At 70.8% G+C, this 24,566-nt stretch carries 25 protein-coding genes; 6 read left to right on the forward strand and 19 right to left on the reverse strand.

What is annotated here, in order from left to right; translation table 11 throughout:
- Positions 1-173: 173 nt before the first annotated feature.
- Complete coding sequence (gene lexA, locus ABH929_RS12060) at positions 174-818, forward strand: transcriptional repressor LexA (RefSeq protein WP_111084602.1); 645 nt, start codon at positions 174-176, stop codon at positions 816-818.
- Positions 819-1,016: 198 nt separating this feature from the next.
- Here the strand turns inward: lexA and hflX are convergent, their stop codons facing one another.
- Positions 1,017-2,555 (reverse strand): GTPase HflX, encoded by a 1,539-nt coding sequence (hflX, locus tag ABH929_RS12065; protein ID WP_111084601.1) that lies wholly within the window; start codon positions 2,553-2,555, stop codon positions 1,017-1,019.
- Positions 2,556-2,616: 61 nt separating this feature from the next.
- On the opposite strand from hflX, the gene ABH929_RS12070 reads away from it, so the two are divergent.
- Positions 2,617-3,228 (forward strand): class I SAM-dependent methyltransferase, encoded by a 612-nt coding sequence (locus ABH929_RS12070; RefSeq protein WP_404561416.1) that lies wholly within the window; start codon positions 2,617-2,619, stop codon positions 3,226-3,228.
- Between the two features lie 161 nt (positions 3,229-3,389).
- On the opposite strand, the gene dapF is transcribed toward ABH929_RS12070, so the two are convergent.
- From dapF to ABH929_RS12140, 14 genes are all read right to left on the reverse strand, one after another.
- Complete coding sequence (gene dapF, locus ABH929_RS12075) at positions 3,390-4,280, reverse strand: diaminopimelate epimerase (RefSeq protein WP_404561417.1); 891 nt, start codon at positions 4,278-4,280, stop codon at positions 3,390-3,392.
- Entirely contained in the window at positions 4,277-5,224 is a 948-nt protein-coding gene (gene miaA, locus ABH929_RS12080) for a tRNA (adenosine(37)-N6)-dimethylallyltransferase MiaA (protein ID WP_404561418.1), read from the reverse strand. Before miaA ends, dapF begins: the two co-directional genes overlap by 4 nt.
- A complete protein-coding gene (gene miaB / locus ABH929_RS12085; protein ID WP_404561419.1) occupies positions 5,211-6,704 on the reverse strand; it encodes a tRNA (N6-isopentenyl adenosine(37)-C2)-methylthiotransferase MiaB in 1,494 nt (497 codons plus the stop codon). Before miaB ends, miaA begins: the two co-directional genes overlap by 14 nt.
- Positions 6,705-6,730: 26 nt before the next feature.
- A complete protein-coding gene (locus ABH929_RS12090) occupies positions 6,731-7,594 on the reverse strand; it encodes a regulatory protein RecX (RefSeq protein WP_404561420.1) in 864 nt (287 codons plus the stop codon).
- A complete protein-coding gene (gene recA / locus ABH929_RS12095) occupies positions 7,591-8,652 on the reverse strand; it encodes a recombinase RecA (RefSeq protein WP_111084595.1) in 1,062 nt (353 codons plus the stop codon). Before recA ends, ABH929_RS12090 begins: the two co-directional genes overlap by 4 nt.
- A gap of 282 nt (positions 8,653-8,934) precedes the next feature.
- Complete coding sequence (locus ABH929_RS12100; RefSeq protein WP_111084594.1) at positions 8,935-9,159, reverse strand: DUF3046 domain-containing protein; 225 nt, start codon at positions 9,157-9,159, stop codon at positions 8,935-8,937.
- A gap of 77 nt (positions 9,160-9,236) precedes the next feature.
- A complete protein-coding gene (locus ABH929_RS12105; protein ID WP_027464765.1) occupies positions 9,237-9,545 on the reverse strand; it encodes a helix-turn-helix domain-containing protein in 309 nt (102 codons plus the stop codon).
- Positions 9,546-9,699: 154 nt separating this feature from the next.
- A complete protein-coding gene (locus tag ABH929_RS12110) occupies positions 9,700-10,245 on the reverse strand; it encodes a CinA family protein (RefSeq protein ID WP_404561421.1) in 546 nt (181 codons plus the stop codon).
- On the reverse strand, positions 10,242-10,886 hold the full coding sequence (pgsA, locus tag ABH929_RS12115) for a CDP-diacylglycerol--glycerol-3-phosphate 3-phosphatidyltransferase (RefSeq protein ID WP_263090408.1): 645 nt from the start codon (positions 10,884-10,886) through the stop codon (positions 10,242-10,244). Before pgsA ends, ABH929_RS12110 begins: the two co-directional genes overlap by 4 nt.
- Positions 10,887-10,891: 5 nt before the next feature.
- Positions 10,892-13,798 (reverse strand): DNA translocase FtsK, encoded by a 2,907-nt coding sequence (locus ABH929_RS12120; RefSeq protein WP_404561422.1) that lies wholly within the window; start codon positions 13,796-13,798, stop codon positions 10,892-10,894.
- Between the two features lie 110 nt (positions 13,799-13,908).
- Entirely contained in the window at positions 13,909-15,585 is a 1,677-nt protein-coding gene (locus ABH929_RS12125; RefSeq protein WP_404561423.1) for a ribonuclease J, read from the reverse strand.
- A 49-nt stretch (positions 15,586-15,634) separates the two neighbouring features.
- The gene (dapA, locus tag ABH929_RS12130; protein WP_111084638.1) at positions 15,635-16,612 is read right to left on the reverse strand and encodes a 4-hydroxy-tetrahydrodipicolinate synthase; all 978 of its coding nucleotides are present in this window, start codon (positions 16,610-16,612) and stop codon (positions 15,635-15,637) included.
- Positions 16,613-16,849: 237 nt separating this feature from the next.
- On the reverse strand, positions 16,850-17,350 hold the full coding sequence (locus tag ABH929_RS12135) for a dihydrofolate reductase (protein WP_404561424.1): 501 nt from the start codon (positions 17,348-17,350) through the stop codon (positions 16,850-16,852).
- Entirely contained in the window at positions 17,350-18,180 is an 831-nt protein-coding gene (locus ABH929_RS12140; protein WP_404561425.1) for a thymidylate synthase, read from the reverse strand. The genes ABH929_RS12135 and ABH929_RS12140 overlap by 1 nt, the downstream gene beginning before the upstream one ends.
- 37 nt (positions 18,181-18,217) lie before the next feature.
- Between ABH929_RS12140 and ABH929_RS12145 the strand changes: the two genes are divergently transcribed.
- The gene (locus ABH929_RS12145) at positions 18,218-19,138 is read left to right on the forward strand and encodes a TIGR01777 family oxidoreductase (protein WP_404561426.1); all 921 of its coding nucleotides are present in this window, start codon (positions 18,218-18,220) and stop codon (positions 19,136-19,138) included.
- Positions 19,139-19,145: 7 nt separating this feature from the next.
- Here ABH929_RS12145 and ABH929_RS12150 read toward each other — a convergent pair whose 3' ends face one another.
- On the reverse strand, positions 19,146-19,616 hold the full coding sequence (locus ABH929_RS12150; protein ID WP_404561427.1) for a tetratricopeptide repeat protein: 471 nt from the start codon (positions 19,614-19,616) through the stop codon (positions 19,146-19,148).
- Positions 19,617-19,620: 4 nt separating this feature from the next.
- Positions 19,621-20,367, reverse strand: coding sequence for a 4-hydroxy-tetrahydrodipicolinate reductase (locus ABH929_RS12155; protein WP_404561428.1), 747 nt, complete (start codon positions 20,365-20,367; stop codon positions 19,621-19,623).
- 23 nt (positions 20,368-20,390) lie between these two features.
- Between ABH929_RS12155 and ABH929_RS12160 the strand changes: the two genes are divergently transcribed.
- The gene (locus ABH929_RS12160) at positions 20,391-20,870 is read left to right on the forward strand and encodes a GNAT family N-acetyltransferase (RefSeq protein WP_404561429.1); all 480 of its coding nucleotides are present in this window, start codon (positions 20,391-20,393) and stop codon (positions 20,868-20,870) included.
- Here ABH929_RS12160 and ABH929_RS12165 read toward each other — a convergent pair.
- On the reverse strand, positions 20,867-21,469 hold the full coding sequence (locus ABH929_RS12165) for a histidine phosphatase family protein (RefSeq protein ID WP_111084585.1): 603 nt from the start codon (positions 21,467-21,469) through the stop codon (positions 20,867-20,869). The two genes, ABH929_RS12160 and ABH929_RS12165, sit on opposite strands and share 4 nt — an antisense overlap.
- 8 nt (positions 21,470-21,477) lie before the next feature.
- Positions 21,478-22,812 carry a pitrilysin family protein gene (locus tag ABH929_RS12170; RefSeq protein ID WP_263090426.1) on the reverse strand — a complete coding sequence of 445 codons (1,335 nt, stop codon included), beginning with the start codon at positions 22,810-22,812 and terminating at the stop codon, positions 21,478-21,480.
- A 246-nt stretch (positions 22,813-23,058) separates the two neighbouring features.
- On the opposite strand from ABH929_RS12170, the gene ABH929_RS12175 reads away from it, so the two are divergent.
- Positions 23,059-23,706, forward strand: a complete 648-nt coding sequence (locus ABH929_RS12175) for a TetR/AcrR family transcriptional regulator (RefSeq protein ID WP_263090428.1) — start codon at positions 23,059-23,061, stop codon at positions 23,704-23,706.
- Positions 23,707-24,014: 308 nt separating this feature from the next.
- On the forward strand, positions 24,015-24,542 hold the full coding sequence (locus tag ABH929_RS12180) for a YbhB/YbcL family Raf kinase inhibitor-like protein (protein ID WP_263090430.1): 528 nt from the start codon (positions 24,015-24,017) through the stop codon (positions 24,540-24,542).
- Positions 24,543-24,566 lie beyond the last annotated feature (24 nt).

Here is a 24,566-nt window from a genome sequence, read left to right on the forward strand (position 1 = left end):
ACGACGCACAAGTCCTGGGAGAGGATTTCTGCGGGGTTTTCTTGCGACACGCTCGAACAGGTGTTTGTTCGGGGTTGACCGGTCGGATACTGTTTCGATCGACTGGGACAAGTCAAACGGGGACCACCGACATTCCCGCCACGGCCGCTCAGCACCGACGAAAGCGAGACGACGTGGTGGACGAACTGCGGGGCCAGAAGCCGCTGACCGCGAAGCAGCAGACGATCCTCGACGCCATCCGCGCGTCCATCGCCTCGCGGGGCTACCCGCCGAGCATGCGTGAGATCGGCGACGCGGCCGGGCTCTCCTCGCTGTCGAGCGTGTCCCACCAACTCGGCCAGCTCGAGCTCGGCGGCTGGATCCGCCGCGACCCGAACCGTCCGCGTGCGCTCGAGGTCCTGGTCGACGAGCCCACCCCGGACGTCACCGGTCCCGACGTCGACGCCACCACGCTCGTGCCCCTGGTCGGCCGGATCGCCGCCGGTGTCCCGATCACGGCGGAGCAGCACGTCGACGAGATCGTCCCGCTCCCCCGGCAGCTCGTTGGTACCGGCGACCTCTTCATGCTCAAGGTCGTCGGCGAGTCGATGATCGACGCCGCGATCTGCGACGGCGACTGGGTGGTCGTCCGCTCGCAGCAGACCGCCGAGAACGGTGACATCGTCGCCGCCATGCTCGACGAAGAAGCCACCGTCAAGGTCTTCCGCCAGCGCGACGGCCACACGTGGCTACTCCCCCGCAACACCGCGTTCGAGCCGATCCTCGGCGATGCGGCGTCGGTGCTCGGCAAGGTCGTCGCGGTCCTCCGCTCCCTCTGACCCGCCACGGGCACTGCCCCGTGCCGGGCACTGACCCACGCACTACCGAAATCGGCTCGAACCACGAGATCTCGTGGTTCGAGCCGATTTCGGTTGTGCGGCGTTGAACGGAACCGCGGCCGGACCGCACCCGCGCGACGGACGCGGGTCGGGCCTCCCGGCCGTCAGCCGGTCCCGGCCGTCAGCCGGTGCTGGCCGTCATGACGTGACGGGAGCGACCACGTACGGATCGAGCTCCGCGACCTGGCGCTGGAAGACACGCACGCGCAGGCGGGTGCCGTCCTCGACGTAGTCGACGGAGTCGACCGCGCCGGCGTCGTGCAGCGTGGAGACGAGGTCACCGCGGTCGTAGGGCACGACCACCGTGAGCTCGACGTCGGGCTCCGGCAGGCGCTCCTCGATGGTGCGGAGGAGCTCCGGGATGCCCTCGCCCGTGCGGGCCGACACGAAGACGGCGTCCGACGCGAGCCCGATCAGGACCAGGCGCTGTGCGTCGTCGATCAGGTCGGCCTTGTTGAACACGACGATCTCGGGGATGTCGTGCGCGCCGACGTCGCCGATGACCTCGCGCACGGTCGCGAGCTGCGCCCCGGGGTCGGGGTGCGAGCCGTCGACCACGTGCACGATGACGTCGGCCTCGCCGACCTCCTCGAGGGTGGAGCGGAAGGCCTCGACCAGCTGGTGCGGCAGGTTCCGGACGAAGCCGACCGTGTCCACGAAGGTGAACTCGCGGCCCTTCGTGCTCTCGGTCCGGCGGACCGTGGCGTCCAGCGTCGCGAACAGCTGGTTCTGCACCAGCACCCCGGCGCTCGTCAGACGGTTCAGGAGCGAGGACTTGCCCGCGTTCGTGTAGCCGGCGATCGCGACGCTCGGCACCTCGTTGCGGTGGCGGTCGGCGCGCTTCGCCTCGCGCGCGGGGCGGAACCCGGCGATCTGGCGGCGGAGCTTCGACATGCGGGTGTGGATGCGACGTCGGTCGAGCTCGATCTTCGTCTCACCGGGACCACGCGAGCCCATGCCCGCGCCGCCGGAGACCTGACCACCGGCCTGCCGGGACATCGAGTCACCCCAGCCGCGCAGTCGGGGCAGCAGGTACTGGAGCTGCGCGAGCTCGACCTGGGCCTTGCCCTCTCGGGTCTTCGCGTGCTGGCTGAAGATGTCGAGGATCACGGCCGTGCGGTCGATGACCTTGACCTTCACCACGTCCTCGAGCGCACGGCGCTGCGACGGGGCGAGCTCGGTGTCCGCGATCACCGTGTCGGCGCCCGTGGCCTTGACGACCATCGCGAGCTCTTCCGCCTTGCCCTTGCCGAGGTAGGTCGCGGGGTCGGGGTTCGGTCGACGCTGGAGGAGTCCGTCGAGGACCACCGCGCCGGCCGTCTCGGCCAGGGCGGACAGCTCCCGCAGGGAGTTCTCGGCGTCCTGCGCGTCACCGTGGGGGTACACGCCGATCAGGACGACCTGCTCGAGCCGCAGCTGGCGGTACTCGACCTCGGTGACGTCCTCGAGCTCGGTGGAGAGGCCGGCGACGCGGCGCAGGGCCGCCCGGTCTTCACGGTCGTACTGGTCGCCGTCGCCGTCCCACCCGTGCTCGTCGACCGAGCGGGTCTGGATCGCCTGGGCGGGGGCGAAGATGGACGATGCTGCGCGGCGGTCGGCGTTGCGCAACACCCGTTCGACGACACCGTCTGCGCTGTCGTCGTTGGTCTGGTCGTTCTGCTGATGGGTATCCGTCATCCTGTCCACAGGGTACCTCCGGCGGGCCTCGGACACACCAGGTTCCCGCTACGGTTCATCCATGGCGAACGACCACTACTTCTCCGCGAACCCGTCATCGGACACCAGCCAACGCCAGATCGACGTCACCCTCGCCGGCCGGTCGCTCACGCTGACCACGGCAGCAGGGGTCTTCAGCCCGGACGGCCTCGACCGCGGCACCCGCGTGCTGCTCGGTTCCGTCCCGCCGCCCGCGCACGACGGCGCGCTGCTCGACATCGGCTGCGGCTGGGGGCCGATCGCGATCACGATGGCGCTGCACTCCCCCGACGCCTCGGTGTGGGGCGTCGACGTCAACGAACGGGTGCTCGGGCTCGCGCGGGCCAACGCCGAGGCCGCGGGTGCGTCGAACGTCACGATCGCCCTGCCCGACGACGTCCCGGACGACCTGCGGTTCCGGACGATCTGGTCGAACCCGCCGATCCGCGTCGGCAAGGACGAACTGCACGAGATCCTGCTGACGTGGCTGCCCCGGCTCGAGGTCGAGGGCGACGCCTGGCTCGTGGTGTCGAAGGACCTCGGTGGCGACTCGTTGCAGAAGTGGCTCGTCGGCGTGCTCGGGGCCGGGTTCCACGTCGCACGGGCGTCCACCGACAAGGGGTTCCGCGTCATCCGCGTGCGCCGGATCGCGTAGGCAGGCGGCGCGCGGCGCGCCGCGGCGCGCACCGCGCCGCGCCGGGCCCGCTTCGTGAGCAGAAATGGTCGAGTCGCCGCAGGGCACCCGACCATTTCTGCTCACGAAGCGGCGCGCGCCGCCCCAGCGGCGCCCCGCCCCCCCCGGCGCCCCGCCCAGCGTCAGACCGTCAAGTCCCCGGAGAACACGAGCTCGGCCGGCCCGGACAGCGAGACGTGCTCGCCGTCCTCCGCCGCGAACATCCGCACCGTCACGACGCCGCCCGGCACCCGCACGCGCCAGGTGTCCGGCGCACCAGAGCCGACCCAGTACCGCGTCGCGAGGGCAGCAGCCACCGCACCGGTGCCGCACGACAGCGTCTCGCCACTGCCCCGCTCGTGCACCCGCATCGTGATCTCGCCGACGCCGTCGTTGATGAGCGGGTCACCGGGCAGCACGAACTCGACGTTGGCACCGTGCTCGGGCGCCGGGTCGAGCACGGGCAGGAAGGTCAGGTCGAGGTCGGCGAGTTCGTCCTCGGTCGCGACGGCGACGACGACGTGCGGGTTGCCGACGTCGATGCCGATGCCTGGCCGGGCGCCGTCGAGGTTCTTGGCGCGCACCATGACGTCGTCGGAGCCGCCGCCCTCGATGCCCAGACCCCACCGGCCGAGGTCGGCAGCGAAGCCGTTCGTGGTCCGCTGGATGTCGACCAGGCCCTTGCGGCTGCCGACGGTCAGGGTCTCGCCGGGTGCGAGCTCGACCAGGCCGGACTCGGTCAGGTACCGCGCGAACACCCGGATCCCGTTGCCGCACATCTCGGCGATCGTGCCGTCGGCGTTGTGGTAGTCCATGAACCACGTCGCGGCGGGTTCGACGGATACCAGGGCACGTCCTTCGGGGATCGCTTCGGACCGCACCGCACGGATCACGCCGTCGCCGCCCACACCGAAGCGTCGGTCCGCGATCGCGCGGATCCGCTCGGGGGTCAGGTCGACGGTGGCGTCGGGGTCGGCGAACAGGACGAAGTCGTTGCCGGTCCCCTGGCCCTTGGTGAAGTGCAGCTCGGTCACGGGACGATCCTACGGGCCAGTTCCGACAGGTCCCCGCGGTCGGCTCCGGTGACGTCGAGGGTCTCGGCGTCGGCGTAGCGACGGAACCACGACACCTGCCGGCGGGCGTACTTGCGCGTCGCGATGCCGGTCGCCTCGACCGCCGCCTCGGTCGTCGAGGTCCCCCGCAGCACGTCGAGCGCCTGCGAGTACCCGATCGCGGCCCGCGCGGTCTTCCCGTCTTCGATGCCCCGTTCGCGCAGAGCCGCGACCTCGTCGACGAGCCCGGCGGCGAACATGCCCGCCGCACGCGCGTGCAGCGCAGCGACGAGCTGCTCGCGATCCCGTCGCAGGTGCAGGATCCGGGACGGTCGCCAAGCGCGGGGCGCGGACGGGAGGCTCGGGGTCACGACCTCGGATCGGCTCGCGATCTCGAGTGCCCGGATCAACCGCCGTGGGTTGCGTGCATCGATCGTCGCTGCGGCCGCCGGGTCCATGCCGCGGAGCCGCTCGAGCAGGATGCCCGGACCGAGCTCGTCGTGCTCGCGCTCGAGCTGCGCGCGGAGTTCCGGGTCGGTGCCGGGGAACGCCAGGTCGAACAGGACGGAGGACACGTAGAGACCACTGCCGCCGACGAGCACGGCGACACCGCCGTCGGCACGGATGCGGTCCACGTCGGCTCGGGCGGCCACCTGGTACGCGGCGACGCTCGCCTCGTCGGTGACGTCGAGCACGTCGAGTTGGAGGTGCGGGATGCCGTGCCGTTCGTCGAGCGGGAGCTTCGCGGTGCCGATGTCCATGCCGCGGTACAGCTGCATGGCGTCGGCGTTGACGATCTCGGCGTTCCGGCCGGCGGCGCGGAGGCGTTCGGCGATCGCGATCCCGAGGTCGGACTTCCCCGTCCCCGTCGCCCCGACGACGGCGATCACCTCGTCCACCCCGAGGGAGGCGTCAGCGCCCGACACGGAGCGTGGGCAGCCCGAGCGACACAGGACGCGGACCGTCGCCGGGCGCCGCCGGGGTCGGCACGCCGCAGCTCTCGGCCTCGGCGCGGTCCCAGGCGTCGCCCGCCCGGGTGCGCCGGATGCGCAGTGGAGCGTCGTCGTCGGCGATCAGGAAGTGCGGGGCTGCTCGGGTGATCTCGACCGTCACGACGTCGCCGGGCCGTGGGACCGCGGAGCCGTCCGGCACCGAGAAGTGCACGAGCCGCGAGTCCTCGGCGCGTCCGGACAACCGGCGGGTGGCGTCGTCCTTCCGCCCCTCGCCCGTCGCGACGAGGACCTCGACGCTCCGGCCGACCTGCGCCGCGTTCTCCTCCGCGGTGATGCGTTCCTGCAGGGCGACGAGCCGCTCGTACCGCTCCTGCACGACCTGCTTCGGCAGCTGGTCGTCCATCGTCGCCGCCGGGGTGCCGGGGCGGATCGAGTACTGGAACGTGAAGGCGCTGGCGAACCGCGCCTGCTCGACGACGCGGAGGGTGTCCGCGAAGTCCTCTTCCGTCTCGCCGGGGAACCCGACGATGATGTCGGTCGAGATCGCCGCGTTCGGGATCTTGGCGCGCACCCGGTCGAGGATGCCGAGGAACCGCTCGCTGCGGTAGCTCCGACGCATGGCCTTGAGGACCCGGTCGGACCCGGACTGCAACGGCATGTGCAGCTGCGGCATGACGTTCGGGGTCTCGGCCATGGCGTCGATGACGTCGTCGGTGAACGCCGCCGGGTGCGGACTCGTGAAGCGGATGCGCTCGAGGCCGTCGATGGTGCCTGCCGCGCGCAGCAGCTTGCCGAACGCCTGACGGTCGCCGAACTCGACCCCGTACGAGTTCACGTTCTGCCCGAGCAGCGTGACCTCGATCGCGCCGTCGTCGACGAGCGCCTGGATCTCGGCGAGGACGTCACCCGGGCGGCGGTCCTTCTCCTTGCCGCGGAGCGACGGGACGATGCAGAACGTGCACGTGTTGTTGCACCCGACCGAGATCGACACCCACCCGCTGTGGGTCGAGTCCCGCTTGGTCGGCAGCGTCGACGGGAACACGTCGAGCGCTTCGAGGATCTCGATCTGCGCCTCGTCATTGTGCCGCGCACGTTCGAGCAGCGTCGGCAACGAGCCCATGTTGTGCGTGCCGAAGACCACGTCCACCCACGGCGCCTTCTCGAGGATGACGTTCTTGTCCTTCTGCGCCAGGCACCCACCGACGGCGATCTGCATGCCGGGGTGGTCGCGCTTGATGCCCGCCAGCTGCCCGAGGTTGCCGTACAGACGGTTGTCGGCGTTCTCGCGCACCGCACAGGTGTTGATCACGACGACGTCGGCCTGCTCGCCGTCCGCAGCCGTGTAGCCCGCCGCCTGCAGCGACCCGCTCAGCCGCTCGGAGTCGTGCACGTTCATCTGGCACCCGTAGGTGCGGACTTCGTAGGTGCGCTGGCGCGCTGCGACGGTGGCCATGGTCGTCCCAGTGTAGGTCGGAGCGACTACTCGAAGCGCACGGTCCCGCGGCCCGTCGGAGGCCGACGTCCGCCGCCGTCGAGGGCCCGCTGGACGGCGATCCGCACCACGCCCGAGCCGTAGCCCTTGCGCATCAGGAACCCCGACAGCCGACGCTCGGCGGTCGCACGGTCGAGCCCGCGCATCTGCGGCGCACGCTTGTCGGCGAGCTCCTGGGCGCGGATGAACTCGTCGTCCTCGTCGTCGGCGGCCTCGTCGAGCGCAGTGTCGATCGCGATCTGGTCGATGCCACGACGACGCAGCTCGGTGACCACGCCCTGCCGCCCCAGACCCTTGCGGGCGTGCAAGCGGTCCACCAGGTCGGTGGCGAGGGCGACGTCGTCGAGCAGCCCGACACGGGTGAGTCGTTCGATCTCGTGCTCGACCACGTCGGGGTCGAGGTCCTGCTGGGCGAGCAGTGTCCGCATCTCGGACTCGCTCACGCCCTTGCGGCCGAGCGCCCGCATGCTGAGCCGCTCGGCGTCGGCGCGCTGCTCGTCCAGGGGACGCGGAGCGTCCGCAGGGTCGAGTTCTTCGCCACCGGCGATCGAGAAGACCGACGCCGTCGTGGCGTCTGCCCCGTCGTCGTAGCCGTCCTGCTCGGCCCGCGTGCTCCGACCGGAACCGTCGCCGATGACCGGCGAGACCCAGTCGGCCTGTGCGCGTGGCCCGCGGATGGGCAGCGGGACGGGCGTGTCCGCATCGTCCTCGAGCACGGGCTCCGGAACGCTGGGCACCGTCGGCTCGGGCTCGGGGGTGGGCTCCGCAGCTGCCGGGGCCCGACGACGGGACCTCGCACCGAACAGGTCGGTCACCGGTGCGAGGCCGTCGTCGTCGTGGTCGGTGCTCACGCGCCCTTGCGCTCCGCGAGCTTCGGCGCGATCGACTCGACCGGGGCCTCTTCCGCCTTGGCGCCACCGACGCCGAGCTTGGCGAGGATCTTGCCCTCGATCTCGGCCGCGGTGTCGGGGTTCTGGATCAGGAAGGAACGCGAGTTCTCCTTGCCCTGCCCGAGCTGGTCGCCGTCGTAGGTGTACCAGGCACCCGACTTCTTGACGATGCCGTGGTCGACACCGAAGTCGAGCAGCGAGCCTTCGCGCGAGATGCCGACGCCGTACAGGATGTCGAACTCGGCCTGCTTGAAGGGCGGCGCCATCTTGTTCTTGACGACCTTGACACGCGTGCGGTTGCCCACCGCGTCGGTGCCGCTCTTGAGCGTCTCGATGCGACGGATGTCGAGGCGGACGGACGCGTAGAACTTCAGTGCCTTACCGCCCGAGGTGGTCTCCGGGGAACCGAAGAACACACCGATCTTCTCGCGCAGCTGGTTGATGAAGATCATCGTGGTCTGCGTCTGGTTCAGCCCACCGGCGAGCTTGCGCAGCGCCTGGGACATGAGGCGGGCCTGCAGACCGACGTGGGAGTCACCCATCTCGCCCTCGATCTCGGCGCGCGGCACCAGTGCTGCGACCGAGTCGATCACGATGAGGTCGATCGAGCCCGAGCGGACGAGCATGTCCGCGATCTCGAGCGCCTGCTCGGCGGTGTCCGGCTGCGACACGAGCAGGGCGTCGATGTCGACACCGAGCTTCTTGGCGTACTCCGGGTCGAGCGCGTGCTCGGCGTCGATGAAGGCCGCGATGCCACCGGCACGCTGGGCGTTGGCGATGGCGTGGATGGTGAGGGTCGTCTTACCCGAGGACTCCGGGCCGTAGATCTCGACGATGCGGCCGCGGGGCAGTCCCCCGATGCCGAGCGCGACGTCGAGCGCCACCGACCCGGTCTGGATGACGTTGACGGGTGCGCGTTCGTCCGAACCGAGGCGCATGATCGCACCCTTGCCGAACTGCCTGTCGATCTGTGCGAGTGCGGTCTCGAGGGCCTTTTCGCGGTCTGCCGGTGATGGCATGGGGTGCTCCTTCGTGCTCGTGTTCGGCCGCCTGTAGGCTGTCGCGTCCACGCCGGCCGGTGGTGCAAGGCCGATGGTTCTGCGACAAGGCTTCGGGCTGTTCCCGATGTCCATCAACCTATGGCTGGCCACCGACATCACTGCCGACGGTCACGCGATCTGTGGATGGAACACCCGGGCGACGCCGCTGTGGAGGAACGTACCACCGATCGAACACCCGTTCGAGCAACACGCCGAACACAGTTTCGGGCGGCGGCGGTGGCGCGACGGAGCGCTGCCGTCTCAGTTCTGCGGCTCGGCCAAGCCCTTGCCGTGCCGCCGGTCGAGCGGGACGTCCTGCGAGTCGCAGAGGGCATCCCACACCCGACGGGCGTCGATGCCGGCGGCGAGGGCGTCCACGGCCGAGCGGCCACCGAGGTCCTCGAGCACGACGTCACGGCTGACCACGGACCCGTAGGCCTCGCCGAACACCTGGTCGACGGCACGCCAGAATTCACTCACCCGCATCCGACAAGCCTAAAGCGTCTCCGAACGCAGAACGCCCCCGCCGGGAGGTTCCGGCGGGGGCGTTCAGTGCGAGGCGCTCAGCGCACTGCGAGGTCGTTGTCGAACTCGGCGACGAGGTCGTCCGGGAGCGTGTCGGGGACGGGAGTGAGTCCCTCGACGATCGCGAGGCGGTCGCCCACCTCGCGCATGATCGTGGAGATGGGGGTGTCCAGCGCGTCCGCGACGGACGCGAGGATCTCCGAGCTGGCCTCTTTCTGACCACGCTCGACCTCACTGAGGTACCCGAGAGCCACACTGGCCTTGGACGCGACCTGACGGAGGGTCCGGCCCTTCTGCAAGCGGAAGTCCCGAAGCACATCGCCGATTTCCTGACGAACGAGAACCATGAGAACTCCTCCTCTCTGTCGTCTCCGCGCCCGCCCGATCCGGAGGATCGAGTTCGGGTTCAGCAACAGTAGCGTTGCCGGTTCGAGCATGCTAACCAGGCTGGCTGCCGTCCTGCTGGAGATTGCGTGAGATGTAACCCAGTGGAAACGAGACCTATTCCCGGCCCCGGACCACGGACGACATCCGTGTCAGGAGTTCGGAGACGGTGGCCGTCCGGATTGCCTGGCGGGCCCCGTCGAGGTGCAGTTCCCAGGCGGTGGCGCCGTCCGCCGATGCGATCCCGATGAAGACGGTACCGACCGGCTTGCCGTCCTGCGGATCGGGCCCGGCCACGCCGGTCGTGCTGATCCCCCACGTCGCCGGCTCACCGTCGACGGACAGCGCGGTGCGGACACCGACCGCCATCTGCCGCGCGACCTCGGGATCGACGGCCCCGTTGGCGGCCAGCAACGCCGACGACACCCCGAGCACGGTGTGCTTGACGGGCGTCGCGTAGGCCACGACTCCCCCGCGCACCACGGCGCTCGCCCCCGGAACACCGACGAGCGTCGACACCACCAACCCGCCGGTGAGCGACTCCGCCACGGCGACGGTCGCACCGCGACGCGTCAGGTCGGCGACCAGGTCCTGCGCGATCGCGTCGACCGTGTCGACAGGGCCGGGAGGCACGGCGCCGGTCGCGTCGTCGGCCTGCGTCACGCGGTGGTCCGGTTGTGCTTCCACGCCTGGTACAGGTAGTCGATGCCGCTGAGCACGGTCGCCAGGAAGGCGGCGCTCATCAGCACCACGTTCACCCAGTGCGCCCAGTCACCGACGAGCTCCCACCACGGGAAGAGAGCCGACGTCAGGGCGACGGCCTGCAGCACGGTCTTGATCTTGCCACCGCGACTGGCCGGGATCACCCGGTCCGACAGCACCGCGAATCGGAACACCGTGATGCCGATCTCGCGCACCATGATGAGCACGGTCACGTACCAGGGCAGCTCGGCCAGGATCGACAGGGCGACGAGCGCGCCGCCGATCAGGACCTTGTCGGCGATCGGGTCGACGAGCTTGCCGAAGTCGGTCACCAGGTTCTGCCGCCGGGCGATGATGCCGTCGGCGCTGTCGGTCACGATCGCGACGACGAACACGATGGCCGCCCAGATGCGCAACGGGCCGTCGTCGCCGGCGTCGGCGAGGAGCAGCACGAAGAACAGCGGCGCCATGAGGATGCGCACCACGGTGATGATGTTCGCGACGTTCGCCGTCGATGCGGGGCCGGGACCCTTGCGGAGCAGTCGCCCGCGCCAGGGGAACTTCGCGCCGTGTGTCGTGTCCGTGCCGTCCGAGGCGGTCATCGCCTTCACTCCCTGCCCGTCAGTCCCCACGCGTCCTCATCGGGCTCGTCGTGCACTTCATCGTACCCGCGGGTCATGTCGCCCACGGGGTCGGCGCCGTAGCGGTCGCCGTCGTCACTCGGGCCGGGCACGGGGGCCACGGGCGCCGGAGCAGCCGGTGGTTCCTCGCCGCGGAGCTTCGCGAGCACCGCGGGCAGCTGGTCGGTGGTGACGAGCACGTCGCGGGCCTTCGAGCCCTCGGACGGCCCGACGATGTCGCGGGACTCCATCAGGTCCATCAGGCGACCGGCCTTGGCGAAGCCGACCCGGAGCTTGCGCTGCAGCATCGAGGTCGAGCCGAACTGCGTCGAGACGACCTGTTCGACCGCCGCGAGCAGCAGTTCGAGGTCGTCGCCGATGTCGGCGTCGATCTCCTTGCGCTCGACCACGGCCTGGACGTCCTGCCGGTACTCGGGCTGGGCCTGGCGGGTGACGTGCTGGACGACCTCGGCGACCTCGCCCTCCTGCACCCACGCTCCCTGCACGCGCAGGGACTTCGACGACCCCATCGGCAGGAACAGCGCGTCGCCCTGGCCGATGAGCTTGTCCGCGCCGGGCTGGTCGAGGATGACGCGGGAGTCCGTCACGCTCGTCACCGCGAAGGCGATGCGAGACGGCACGTTCGCCTTGATCAGGCCGGTGATGACGTCCACCGACGGGCGCTGCGTCGCGAGCACGAGGTGGATACCGGCGGCACGGGCGAGCTGGGTGATGCGGACGATCGACTCCTCGACGTCGCGCGGGGCGACGAGCATGAGGTCCGCGAGCTCGTCGACGACGACGAGCAGGTACGGGTACGGCTTGAGCTTGCGCTCGCTGCCCGCGGGCAGGACGATCTCGTTGTTCTCGATCGCCTTGTTGAAGTCGTCGACGTGGCGGAACCCGAACGACGCCAGGTCGTCGTACCGCATGTCCATCTCCTTCACGACCCACTGCAGCGCTTCGGCTGCCTTCTTCGGGTTCGTGATGATGGGCGTGATGAGGTGCGGGACACCCGCGTAGATCGAGAGCTCGACGCGCTTCGGGTCGACGAGGACCATGCGGACCTCGGACGGCTTCGCCCGCATGAGCAGCGACGTGATCATCGAGTTGATGAAGACCGACTTGCCGGAACCGGTCGAACCGGCGACGAGCAGGTGCGGCATCTTCGCCAGGTTCGCGACGACGAAGCCGCCCTCGACGTCCTTGCCGACGCCGATCGTCATCGGGTGCTTCGACTTGCGCGCCGCGTTCGACCGCAGCACGTCGCCGAGGGACACGATCTCGCGGTCGGAGTTCGGGATCTCGACGCCGATGGCGCTCTTGCCCGGGATCGGCGAGAGGATCCGGACCTCGTTGGACGCCACCGCGTAGGACAGGTTCTTCGACAGTGCCGTGACGCGCTCGACCTTGACGCCCGGGCCGAGCTCGATCTCGTAGCGGGTGACCGTCGGGCCGCGGGAGAACCCGGTGACCTTCGCGTCGACCTTGAACTCCGTCAGGACACCGGTGATGGCGGCGACGATGTCGTCGTTCGCCTGGCTGCGGGCGACCGAGGGGGTGCCGGAACTCAGGGTGGTGGCGGCCGGCAGGCGGTACGGCTTCGAGGGGTCGTCGTCGGTCGCCGCAGCGGAGAGTTCCTCGGGCTCGTCGACGACGGGGTCCTCGACGAGGGGGGCCGCGACCACCTCGGGCACCGAGGGGCGGATCGCCGCGGTCGGCTCCGGACGCGCGGGGACATCGGTGCCGAAGTCCCGCAGGGCCTGCTCGGCGACCTGCAGGTCCTGTTCGACGGAGTCGTTGAGGTTGACCGAGGCGGGTTCGGCCGGTGTCAGGTCCACGAGACCGGCAGCAGCGCCCACGTTGGGGTTGACCACCGGGCCAGCGGGTGCAGCCGCCGCGGCGGGCGGGGCCGTCGGCGCGACACCTGTGGCCGGGGGCAGGACGGGACTGTCGTACGCCGGGTCCTCTTCGCGCCCGGACTTGTTCCGCCGCCACCACGGCACGTCGCCGCCGGCGTCACCGTCGACAGCAGCCTGCTCCTCGCCGAAGCCGAGGTCGTCGAACAGCTGGAAGTCGGTGTCGCCCTTCTTGCCGCGCTTGGCCGTCTTTGTGCGGGTGGCGGGCGCCGCTGCTGCCGCTTCGACCTCGGGTTCGGCGGCCGGGGCAGGGGCGCCGAACAGGTACGCGTACAGTTCGTGCAGCCGACGGCCGACCTTGTTCGGCGGCGTCTTGGTGATGATGAAGAGGGAGAGCACGAGCAGCACGATCGCCACCGGGACCGCGACCCACGCGGTCGCGATCGTGACGAGCCAGCCGATCACGACCCAGCCGAGCACACCGCCGGCCGCAGCCAGGGCGGGCATGCCGTCCGCTGCGCTCGGCTGCCCGCCGAAGACGTGGCAGAGCGAGGCGATCGCGACGAGCAGGATCCCGAGGCCGATGCCGATCCGGGTGTTGTCGTGCACCGAGGCCGGGTGCCGGAACAGCCATCCGGCGAAGACGATCATGATCACCGGCAGGGCGAACGCCAGCCGGCCGAACAGCCCGCCGAACGTGTACGCGTCGAGTGCGACCGACACGCCGTTCGTCGGGTTGAGCCACTCGACGACCGCACCGGCGATGGCCAGCACGAACAGCAGGAACGGGAACCCGTCACGCCGCTGGTCCTTCTCGAGGGACTCCTTGCCGAGCAGTCGGAACACCGCGCCGACGCCGTGCGCCATCGCGAGCCAGAACGTCACGAGCGGGTTCTGCTCGCGGAACACCGGGGTCGGTGCCGCCTGCGGCAGCTTCTTCGTCGTGGCCTGGGTGCGCGACGAACCGCGCGTCCCGTTCCCACGGGACGACGTGGACGCGCGCGAGCGCGTGGTCGACTTGGTGCCTCCGGCCATGGGCAGAACCCTAATCCCCTCCCAGGACAAACCAAGGGAGGCCCGCCGCAGCATCCGTGACGGACGCTGGACGGGCCTCCCGGTCGACCGCGATGAACGCGACTGACGCGCTACGCCTCGATGACCACCGGGACGATCATCGGACGACGGCGGTGCTTGGTGTTGACCCAGCGGCCGACCGTGCGGCGGACGACCTGCGCGAACGCGTGCGAGTCGCGCGTGCCGTTGGCGGCCGCCTCGGCGATCGCCTTGGCGATCTGCGGACGGACGTCGTCGAACACGGAGTCGTCCTCGGCGAAGCCGCGCGACTGGATCTCCGGGCCGATGACGCACTGGCCGGTGGTGAAGTCCACCGCGGCGAAGACCGAGATGAAGCCCTCTTCGGACAGCACGCGGCGGTCCTTGAGGTCGGCGTCGGTGATCTCGCCCACGGTCGAGCCGTCGACGTACACGTAGCCGATGTCGAGCTGCCCGGCGACCGTCGCGACGCCGTCCTTCAGGTCGACGACGATGCCGTCCTGCCCGAGGATCACGTTGCGCGGCGGCACACCCGTCTGGATCGCCAGGTCGGCGTTCGCGTACAGGTGGCGGTGCTCGCCGTGCACGGGCAGGACGTTGCGCGGACGCAGGATGTTGTAGCAGTAGAGCAGTTCGCCGGCCGACGCGTGTCCGGAGACGTGCACCTTGGCGTTGCCCTTGTGCACGACCTTCGCGCCGAGCTTCGTCAGCCCGTCGATGACGCGGTACACGGCGTTCTCGTTGCCCGGGATCAGCGACGAGGCGAGGATGACGGTGTCGCCCTCGCCGATCTCGATCTGGTGCTCGAGGTTCGCCATGCGCGCGAGCACGGCCATCGGCTCACCCTGCGACCCCGTCGACATGTAGACGATCTGGTCGTCGGGGACGTTCTTCGCCTTCTTGGTGTCGATGAGGACGTTCTCGGGCACGCGGAGGTAGCCGAGGTCGGCGGCGATGGTCATGTTGCGGATCATCGAGCGCCCCATGAACGCGACCTTGCGGTTCGCGGCCGCGGCGGCGTCGAGGACCTGCTGCACACGGTGCACGTGCGACGAGAAGCTCGCAACGACGACCTTCTTGCAGGCGCGCGTGATGATGTTCTCGAGCACCGGGCCGATGTCGCGCTCGGGCGCGGTGAAGCCCGGCACATCGGCGTTCGTCGAGTCCGGCAGGAACAGGTCGACGCCCTGCTCCCCCAGACGCGCGAACGCACGGAGGTCGGTGATGCGGTCGTCCAGCGGGAGCTGGTCCATCTTGAAGTCGCCCGTGTGCAGGACACGACCGGCGGGGGTCGTGATCGAGACGGCGAGGGCGTCCGGGATGGAGTGGTTCACGGCCACGAACTCGAGGTGGAACGGGCCGAGCTGCTCGGTCTGGTCCTCGGCCACGACGAGCGTGTACGGCTTGATCCGGTGTTCCTTGAGCTTGGCCTCGACGAGCGCGAGGGTCAGCGTGGAGCCGATCAGCGGGATGTCGTCGCGGAGCTTCAGCAGGTACGGGACGGCACCGATGTGGTCCTCGTGGCCGTGCGTGAGCACGACACCGAGGACGTCGTCGAGACGGTCACGGATCGGCGCGAAGTCCGGCAGGATCAGGTCGACCCCGGGCTGGTGCTCCTCGGGGAAGAGCACGCCGGCGTCGACGATGAGCAGCTTGCCCTCGTACTCGTAGACGGTCATGTTGCGACCGATCTCGCCGAGTCCCCCGATGGGGATGACGCGGAGGGTGCCGGGTTCGAGCGGCTGCGGTGTGGAGACTTGTGTGGGCATTCGGTCCTACGGATTCAGGCGACGCGCGAGGAGCGCGCCGCGGTGTTCGCTAGCGGGTGGTGCCTGGCACCTTTGGCAGAGCGCCGCCGGCCGCAGCGTTGCGGTCGGGGCGGAAGTTCGAGAAGTCGGCGCCGGGCACGTCGCGCACGGCTTCGAGCGAGGTCTCGATGGCGTACGCCTCGGAGTCCTCGGGGCCGACGAGCGGCAGACGGACGCGCGGGCTGCCGATGCGGCCGAGCCCGTGCAGGATGTACTTCGCCGCGACGGTGCCGGGCACGTGGGTCATCACGGCGCGGACGAGTGGCTCGACGCGCTTGTGCTCGGCGGTGGCGGTCGCCAGGTCGCCGCGGTTCACGGCGTCGATGATGGTGCGGTACGGCGTGCTCGTGATGTTCGCGGTGACGCCGATCAGGCCCGTCGCGCCGATCGACAGGTGCGGGAGCACGTTGGTGTCGTCGCCGGAGAAGTACATGAGGTCGGTGTTGTTGAGCACGCGGGACACCTCGGCGAAGTCGCCCTTGGCGTCCTTCACGGCGAGGATGTTCGGGTGGTGCGACGCCCGCACGATCGTCTCGTACGTGATCGGGATGCCGGTGCGCCCCGGGATGTCGTACAGGATCACCGGCAGGTCGGTGGCGTCGGCGATCATCCGGAAGTGGGTGAGCACGCCCGACTGGGTCGGCTTGTTGTAGTACGGCGTGACGATCATCACGCCGTCCGCGCCGGCCTTCTCGCTCTGCTTGTACAGGTGGATCGCGTGCGCGGTCTCGTTCGACCCGCCACCCGTGATGATCTTCGCGCGGCCCGCGGCGACGGACTTGCCGACCTCGACCAGACGGAGCTTCTCGGGGTCGGTCAGCGTGCTGGTCTCGCCCGTGGTGCCGGTGACGACGATGCCGTCGGCGCCGGCGGTGATGCAGTCGTCGATGTGCTGCTCGACGCCGGGCCAGTCGACCTCGCCGTCGGCCGTGAACGGGGTCACGAGGGCGACGAGGACCTGACCGAAGGGATTCTCACGCGGGGACACGGGCACCAGCGTACCGGGGATGCGCGCGATGGCCGCCGTCCGGGTGGACGGTCGCCTGCCTGCGGCGCGGACGGGAGGCCCGGATCACGTCCGTCCCGCCGCTCACGCCCGGGTCCCGGCCCGCGTCGCGCCCCGCCACGGCCGTCGCGCCCCGACTCACTGGGGCGCGACGCCCGCGAGCGGGCGCGAGCACAGGCGCGACGCCCGCGAGCACGGGGCACCGCGAGCCGCTGTCGTTCAGGACGCGCTGCGGCGCCACTCGAGGAAGCGGTAGCGGGTCCCCGTGCGGGACACCTGCCACGGGCCCTCGTCGGTGAGCGTCCAGCCGGCCGCCGCGCCGAGCGTCGGTGCGACGGTGTCGCCGGGCACGTCGACGTCGATGACGGTCTCGGACACCCGGTCGGCACGGTCCAGCGCTGCGGCGTAGACCTGGCCGCCGCCGATGACCCAGACGGGGCGCTCGGCACCGTCGGCACCGTCGAGCGCGGTCGCGAGGTCGTGCACCATCTCGGCCCCTTCGGCGGTCCAGGACGCGTCACGGGTGAGCACCACGTTGCGCCGACCGGGCAACGGGCGGAAGCGCTCGGGCAGGGACTCCCAGGTGCGACGGCCCATGAGCACCGTGCCGTCGCCGGTGACCTGCTTGAAGTGCGCGAGGTCCTCGGGCACGTGCCAGGGCATGCCGCCGTCGGCCCCGATGACCCCGTCGGTCGACCGGGCCCAGACCATGCCGATCATCAGACGGCGACCGCGGCCTTGATCGCCGGGTGGTGGTGGTAGCCGACGACGGTGAAGTCCTCGTACTCGTAGTCGTCGATCGAGTCGCGCGGCGCGAGCTCGAGCGTCGGCAGGGCGTACGCCGTGCGGGACAGCTGCTCCTCGACCTGCTCGACGTGGTTGTCGTAGACGTGGCAGTCGCCGCCGGTCCAGACGAAGTCGCCGACCTCGAGTCCGGTCTGCGCGGCGATCATGTGGGTCAGCAGGGCGTACGACGCGATGTTGAACGGGACACCGAGGAACATGTCGGCGCTGCGTTGGTAGAGCTGGCACGAGAGCTTGCCGTCGTTGACGTAGAACTGGAAGAACGCGTGACACGGGGCGAGCGCCATGTCCGGGATGTCGGCGACGTTCCACGCCGAGACGATGAGCCGGCGGCTGTCCGGGTTCGTGCGGATCTGGTCGATGACCTGGGCGATCTGGTCGACGTGCTCGCCGGACGGGGTCGGCCACGAGCGCCACTGCACGCCGTAGACGGGGCCGAGGTCGCCGTCCTCGTCCGCCCACTCGTTCCAGATCCGGACACCGTGCTCCTGCAGCCAGGTGGCGTTGCCGTCGCCGCGCAGGAACCAGAGCAGCTCGTACGCGATCGACTTGAAGTGCACGCGCTTCGTGGACACGAGCGGGAAGCCCTTCGACAGGTCGTAGCGGAGCTGCGCGCCGAACAGGCTGCGGGTCCCGGTGCCGGTGCGGTCACCCTTCGGCGTACCCTCGGTGAGGACCCGGCGGAGCAGGTCCTCGTACGGGGTCGGCACGGTGGGGTCGGGCTGCAGGGTCTCGCTGTCGCTCACACACAGAAGCCTACGTCGGGTGAGTAGCGTGGCACGCATGGCAGACAAGGCGGAACAGCCGCTCTCGATCCTGATCGCCGGCGCGTCCGGTTTCATCGGCACCCCGCTCGTCCGCGCGTTGCGCGAGGCGGGCCACCACGTGACCACGCTCGTCCGACGCGAGCCGCACACGGCCACCGAGTTCCGATGGGCCCCGGGTCGCCGGCCGCTCGACCCGGCCATCGTCGACGGTGCCGACGTGGTGATCAACCTGGCGGGGGCGAACATCGGCAAGCTGCCCTGGACCGCGAAGTACCGCGAGGAGATCCGGCGCTCCCGCATCGACGCGACCGACACCCTGGTCGAGGCCATGCGGCACGCCAGCACTCCCCCGGCGCTGTTCCTGTCCGGATCGGCGTCCGGCGTGTACGGCGACCGCCCGGCGGACGTCCTGCAGGACGACGCGGCGCCCGGCACCGGGTTCCTCGCCGACGTCTGCACCGCGTGGGAATCCGCGGCGAACGCTGCCCCGGACGGCGTCCGTGTGGTGACCCTGCGCACGGGCATCGTGATCGGCGAGGGCGGCGGCGCGCTCGCACCCCTCATCCCGCTCACCCGGGCGGGGCTCGGCGGGCGCCTCGGCACCGGCGGGCAGCACTGGCCGTGGATCGCGCTCGAGGACGAGGTCGGTGCGATCGTGCACCTGGCGACGAGCCCGTCGGCGTCCGGCGTCAGCGGGCCGGTGAACCTCGCCGGTCCGGAAGCCGTCGTCGCCGACCGCATCACGAAGCGCGTCGCCGAGGACCTGCACCGGCCGTACCTGTTCCGGATCCCGGAGTTCGCACTGCGCCTGGCGCTCCAGGACGCCGCCGACGAGATGCTGCTGTCGAGTCAGCGGATGGTGCCGACGAAACTGCTCGAGTCCGGCTACGCGTTCCGGTACACGCGTGCGGTGGACGCGGTCGACGCGGTCCTCTGACCAGGTCTCAGGCGCTCGACCGCGACAGGGCCGTCCGCATCGCGGCACGAGCACGCTTGCGGTCCCCGGCTGCGTCGTAGACGACCCCGAGCCGGTACCAGGCACGCCAGTCCGCCGGGTCCTGCTCGACGGCGGCCTTGTACTGCGGGAAGAGCTCGTCGGCGGCCTCGCGCGTCGGACGGCCGGACGGACGCACGGGCACGACGTCCTCCGGTGCACCACCCTCGGCCTCGAGCCGGGAGCCGAGCCGGGTGATCCGGATGCCGAAGCGGAACTCGAGCACGAGCAGCAGCGCCCCGATCGCCGCGACGACGAACAGGGCGATGCCGATGCCGATCCCGATCGGGATGCCGGTGCCGATGAACGCCACGGCCCGCTGCCCGACGAGCACGATGTAGAGCGCCAACAGCAGGGTCATCAGCGCTGCGCCCCAGAACGGCGACCGGATCGCGCGGCCGGCCCGCGCTGCACGTCCCACCGGGTCAGCCGATGCCGAGGACGCTGCCGAGCCCCACGGTGAGCCCGCGGGCGGATCCGAGGGCGGACAGCGCTGCACGGATCCCGGCGACGTAGGCGACGTCGTCGTTGGTGTCGTGCCGGATCGTCAGGGTCTCGCCGGGGCCGCTGAGCAGGACGTCCTGCACGGCCTTCACCCCGGGCAGCCGGAGCGAGTGGATCGGTACGCTCGCCACCTGCTGGCCGCGGGCGCGCTGGTCGACGTGCGGGGCCTCGACCGGGCCGACGTCGCGACGGGCCTCGGCGATGAGCTCGGCGGTGCGGACCGCGGTGCCGGACGGCGAGTCGATCTTGCCGGCGTGGTGCGTCTCGACGATCTCGGCGGAGGGGAACCACGGCGCCGCGATGGTGGCCAGGTGGGTGCCGAGCACCGACCCGATCGAGAAGTTCGGGACCACGAGGACACCCTGGTCGGGACGCTCCTGCAGAGCGGTGCGGAGCTTCGCGAGACGTTCGGCGGACCATCCGGACGTGCCGACGAGGACGTTCGCCCCGCTCGACAGCGCGTTCTCGACGATCGCGGGGCTGAGCGCCGGCACCGTCACGTCCACGACGAGCGCGGCACCGCCGAACACCGACGGCGGTGCTTCGTGGGCACCGTCCTTCGACGACAGGCGGGCGACGAGCTCGAACTCCGGGAGTTCCTCGACGACGGAGGCCACGAGGCCCCCGAGACGACCGGTGGCGCCGACGACGGCGACGGGAGTGACCATGCGGTCCATCCTAGGATCGACGCATGTCAGTCGAGGTCAGGACCGTGCCGGCCGATCTGCCCGAGGTCGACGTCCTGCTCGACGCGTACCTCGACGAGCGCGAGGCGACGTTCCCCAGTGCGCAGGGCGCGTACTCGCGCAAGCGCACCCCGGCGGCCGAGTTCACGCCGCCGAACGGGGTCTTCGCGGTGGCGTACGACGGCGGGGTCGCGGTCGGCTGCGGCGGCCTGCGGCGGATCCCCGACGACGGCGACGACGTCCGGTTCGAGGTCAAGCACGTCTTCGTCACCCCGGCGGGCCGGGGGAAGGGCGTGGCGACGGCGCTGATGGACTCGCTCGAACGGGAAGGCGCCGCGCTGGGCGCGACGGCCATCGTGCTGGACACGAACGACTCGCTCGTCGCCGCGGGCGCGATGTACCGCAGCCGGGGCTACGAGCGCGTTGCGCCGTTCAACGACAACCCGAATGCAACCGCCTGGTACCGCAAGCCGGTCTCCCGCTAGACGGGCTGGTCGACCGGCAGCCCGGTGCGGAGCTCCACCGGCAGGTGGGCCAGGTCGTTCAGGGCGACCACCTCGGCTGGCTTCGCGGAACGGATCCGGATGATCGTGAGCGCGGTGTGCGCGACGTTCGTGCCCATCCAGCGCCACTCGGGCGCCTGGAACGCCTCGCGCACGAACCAGCCGATCACGGCGTTGTGGGTGATGAGCAGGTCGTGCCGGTCCTCGCGCGCCGGGGTGAACCACTCGGAGACGGCGTCGCCCATCTGCGCCTGGCCGGCGATGATCTCCTCTTCCGTGACGCCGCCGTACCAGCCCTGGTAGGCGTGCGGCATGTCCGGGGTCGGACCGGAGGGGACGCAGTCGAACAGCAGCGTCGAGGGTTCGGGCTGGATCGACGGCAGGCGCTGCGCGAGGAACGCGGCGGTCTCGCTGGGGGCCTCCAACGGGGAGTGGTACACGCCGTCGAACGGCAGCCCGCCGAGCCGGTCGGCGACGAGCATCGCCTGGCGCTTGCCGCGTTCCGACAGCTTGCCGTCGCGGAGGCCGTGCTCGGCGTCCTGGTGTTCGCCGTGCCGAACGAGGTACAGGTAGTGCGACATGTCCGTGCTCAGCTGCCCATCCGGATCGCTGCGGCGAGCTCGTCCTGCTGCACCGCCCCGACCACCGACGTGATCGTCGGGCGGGTCAGGAGGTCGCGGGCGAGTTCGAGCACGCCGTCGGTGGTGACCCGGTCGACACGCTCCAGTGCGGTCGCCAGGTCGGTGTACTCCCCGGTGCCGAGCTCGGACCGGCCGAGGCGGGTCATCCGGGCGTCGGAGTCCTCGAGCGAGAGCGTCAGGGCGCCTTCGATCTGGCCCTTCGCGCGGCGGAGCTCGTCGTCGGTGATGCCGTCGTCCACCATGCGGCGGAACTCGGCGTCGATGATCTCGATGACCCCGGGGACGTTGTCGGGCGCACAGCCCGCGTAGACGCCGAAGGCGCCGTTGTCGAGGTAGGCGGGCGCGAAGGACGACACCGCGTAGGCGAGGCCGCGTCGCTCGCGGACCTCTTGGAACAGCCGGGAGCTCATGCCCCCGCCGAGCACGGCGTTCAGGACGCTGAGGGACGGCCGGCGGTCGTCGCGCAGGTCGAGTCCCTGCGAGCCGCGCAGCATGCTGACCTGCTCCGTCGGACGGTGGACCACCGACAGCTTGGGTTCGATGGGGTCGGCGACGGTCTGCGGCGTGCGGCGCGCGAGCGGCTCGGCGTGCGGTGCGTCGTGGAACACGGCGGCGACCGCGTCGCAGAACCGGTCGTGGTCGACGGCACCGGCGGCGGTCACGACGATGCCGTTCGGTGCGTAGTGCTCGCGGTAGTGCGCCAGGACCTCGTCCCGTTGGACCGCGCGGATGCTGTCCGGGGTCCCGCCGATCGGGCGACCGAGCGGGTGACCGCCGAAGGCCGCGGCGAAGAACGCTTCACCCGCGACGTCGGCCGGGTCGTCGGCGGCCATCGCGAGTTCTTCGAGGATGACGCCGCGCTCGACGGCGAACGCCTCGGGGTCGAGCACCGAGCCGGTCACCATGTCACCGATGACCTGCACGGCCATCGGGACGTCGGCGTCCCGCACCCGTGCGTAGTAGCAGGTGTACTCCTTGGCCGTCGCGGCGTTGTGCTCGCCGCCGACCGAGTCGAACGCGATCGCGATGTCGAGCGCCGACCGGGTCTCGGTGCCCTTGAACAGCAGGTGCTCGAGGAAGTGGGTCGATCCGAACTGGCCGTCGCGTTCGTCGCGCGAACCGACGCCGACCCAGAACCCGATGCTCGTCGAAGCGGCACCGGGCACGGCTTCGGTCAGCACACGGACACCCGACGGCAGCACGGTGCGGCGGACGAAGGCTCCTCCGGACGTCAGGAAGGACGTGTCCGGGGCCCCGAGCGGCAGTGGCACTGGCTGGTTCATCGCATACGAGCCTACTGATGCTCCGGAGCCCACCGCCCAGTTTCCACAGGCCCGCGGACTGTCACTCGAAGAGGGGTACAGAAATTGCGGACAGACCGACTCGTCTGTCTGTCCTCCTTGTGGTACAGTCGTTCACACCGGATCGAAAGCCCCCCTAAGTTCCGATCCGGTGGCTCGGGACATCAGTCCTCGCGGCCACGAGTCCCCCCACTCGTCCGCGGAGCCGATGAACCAAGGAGCCACGCTGTGACGGTCGATTCCCCCCAACCGGCCGTCCAGCGTCTCCTCGGTCCGAGCACGAACCTCGCGTCGCCGGACGGGTCGAGCGTCCCCCCGACTCCCCGCTCCGGCGGCGCGAAGGTCCGCATCCTCGAGACGGCCACGCGACTCTTCTACGAAGAGGGCATCCACAGCGTCGGCGTCGACCGCCTCATCTCCGAGGCGAGCGTCACGAAGGCGACGTTCTACAAGCACTACGGGTCGAAGGACAACCTGATCCTCGCCTACATCCGCACGCAGCACGAGCGGGTGCAGGAACGGATGGAACAGCTCGTCACCGACGCCGGCTCCCCCGCCGCAGCGGTCCGCGCGTGGGTCGCCGCCCTCGCCGACGAGGTCAACGACCCCGACTTCCGCGGGTGCGCGTTCCTCAACGCCGCCGCCGAGTACCACGACCCCCGCGATCCCGTGCGCGAGGTGGTCGCCACCCACCGCGACTGGTACACCGACCGGCTCGCCACCCTGCTGCAGGAGTCCGGCCACCAGCTGCCCGGCGACGGCGCCGACGAGCTCATGCTCGCGCGCGACGGTGCGATGGCCGGTGCCTACGCCGGCGACGCCATCGCGGCGACGGCCGCGCTCGGTCGCGTCGTCGACCGCGTCCTCGCCGCCTGACGCTCGGCTGCCGCCGACGCACGGGAGCCGCCGACGCGGAACGACATCACCGCTGTCGTACGACGTCGGCTTTGTCGCTCCACCGCGGCCGCAACAGTTGCAGGCGCGCACGAACGACAGCCTCGACGTCGTACGACGTCGACCTCGTCGCGTCAGCCGTCGGCGCCAGCCCGGCGCGACCGCCTGAGGGACGGGAGGCCCGCGCCGGCCTGGCACCGTGCCTCCCGTCCGCACCCGCGCACCCGCGCACCCCGCGCGACCTTCCGCGCACCGAGCGCAGACCGAGGCTGCGGGTGTTGGCTGGGGACATGGCCAACGACCCCAACTGGAACCTCCCCGAGGTCCCCTCGTTCACCCTGACCAGCCCCGACTTCACCGACGGCGGCGCCCTGCCGACCTCGGCGCGCGGCACCGACGTGGGCGGTGAGGACCGCTCCCCCGCACTCGAGTGGTCCGGCGCTCCCGAGGGCACGAAGAGCTTCGTCCTCACCGTGTACGACCCCGACGCCCCGACCGGCTCGGGCTTCTGGCACTGGAGCCTGACCGACATCCCGGGCGCGGCGACCTCGCTGCCCGCCGGCGCCGGCACCGACGACGCCCTGCTGCCGGCCGAGGCACTCCGCCGCCGCAACGAGTTCGGCACCGACACGTTCCTCGGCGCCGCTCCGCCCGCCGGCCACGGCGTGCACCGCTACTTCTTCACGCTGAGCGCCCTCGACGTGCCGCTGCTCGAGGCGCCGGCCGACGCGACCCCCGCGGTCGTCGGGTTCGTGCTGCGCGAGCACCTGCTCGGCCGCGCGCAGCTCGTCGGCACGCAGGAGACCGCCGCCGCCTGATCGCGCGCCCGGCGCCGGTCCGAG

The sequence above is a fragment of the Curtobacterium sp. AB7 genome (assembly GCF_044909335.1).
Classification (GTDB): domain Bacteria; phylum Actinomycetota; class Actinomycetes; order Actinomycetales; family Microbacteriaceae; genus Curtobacterium.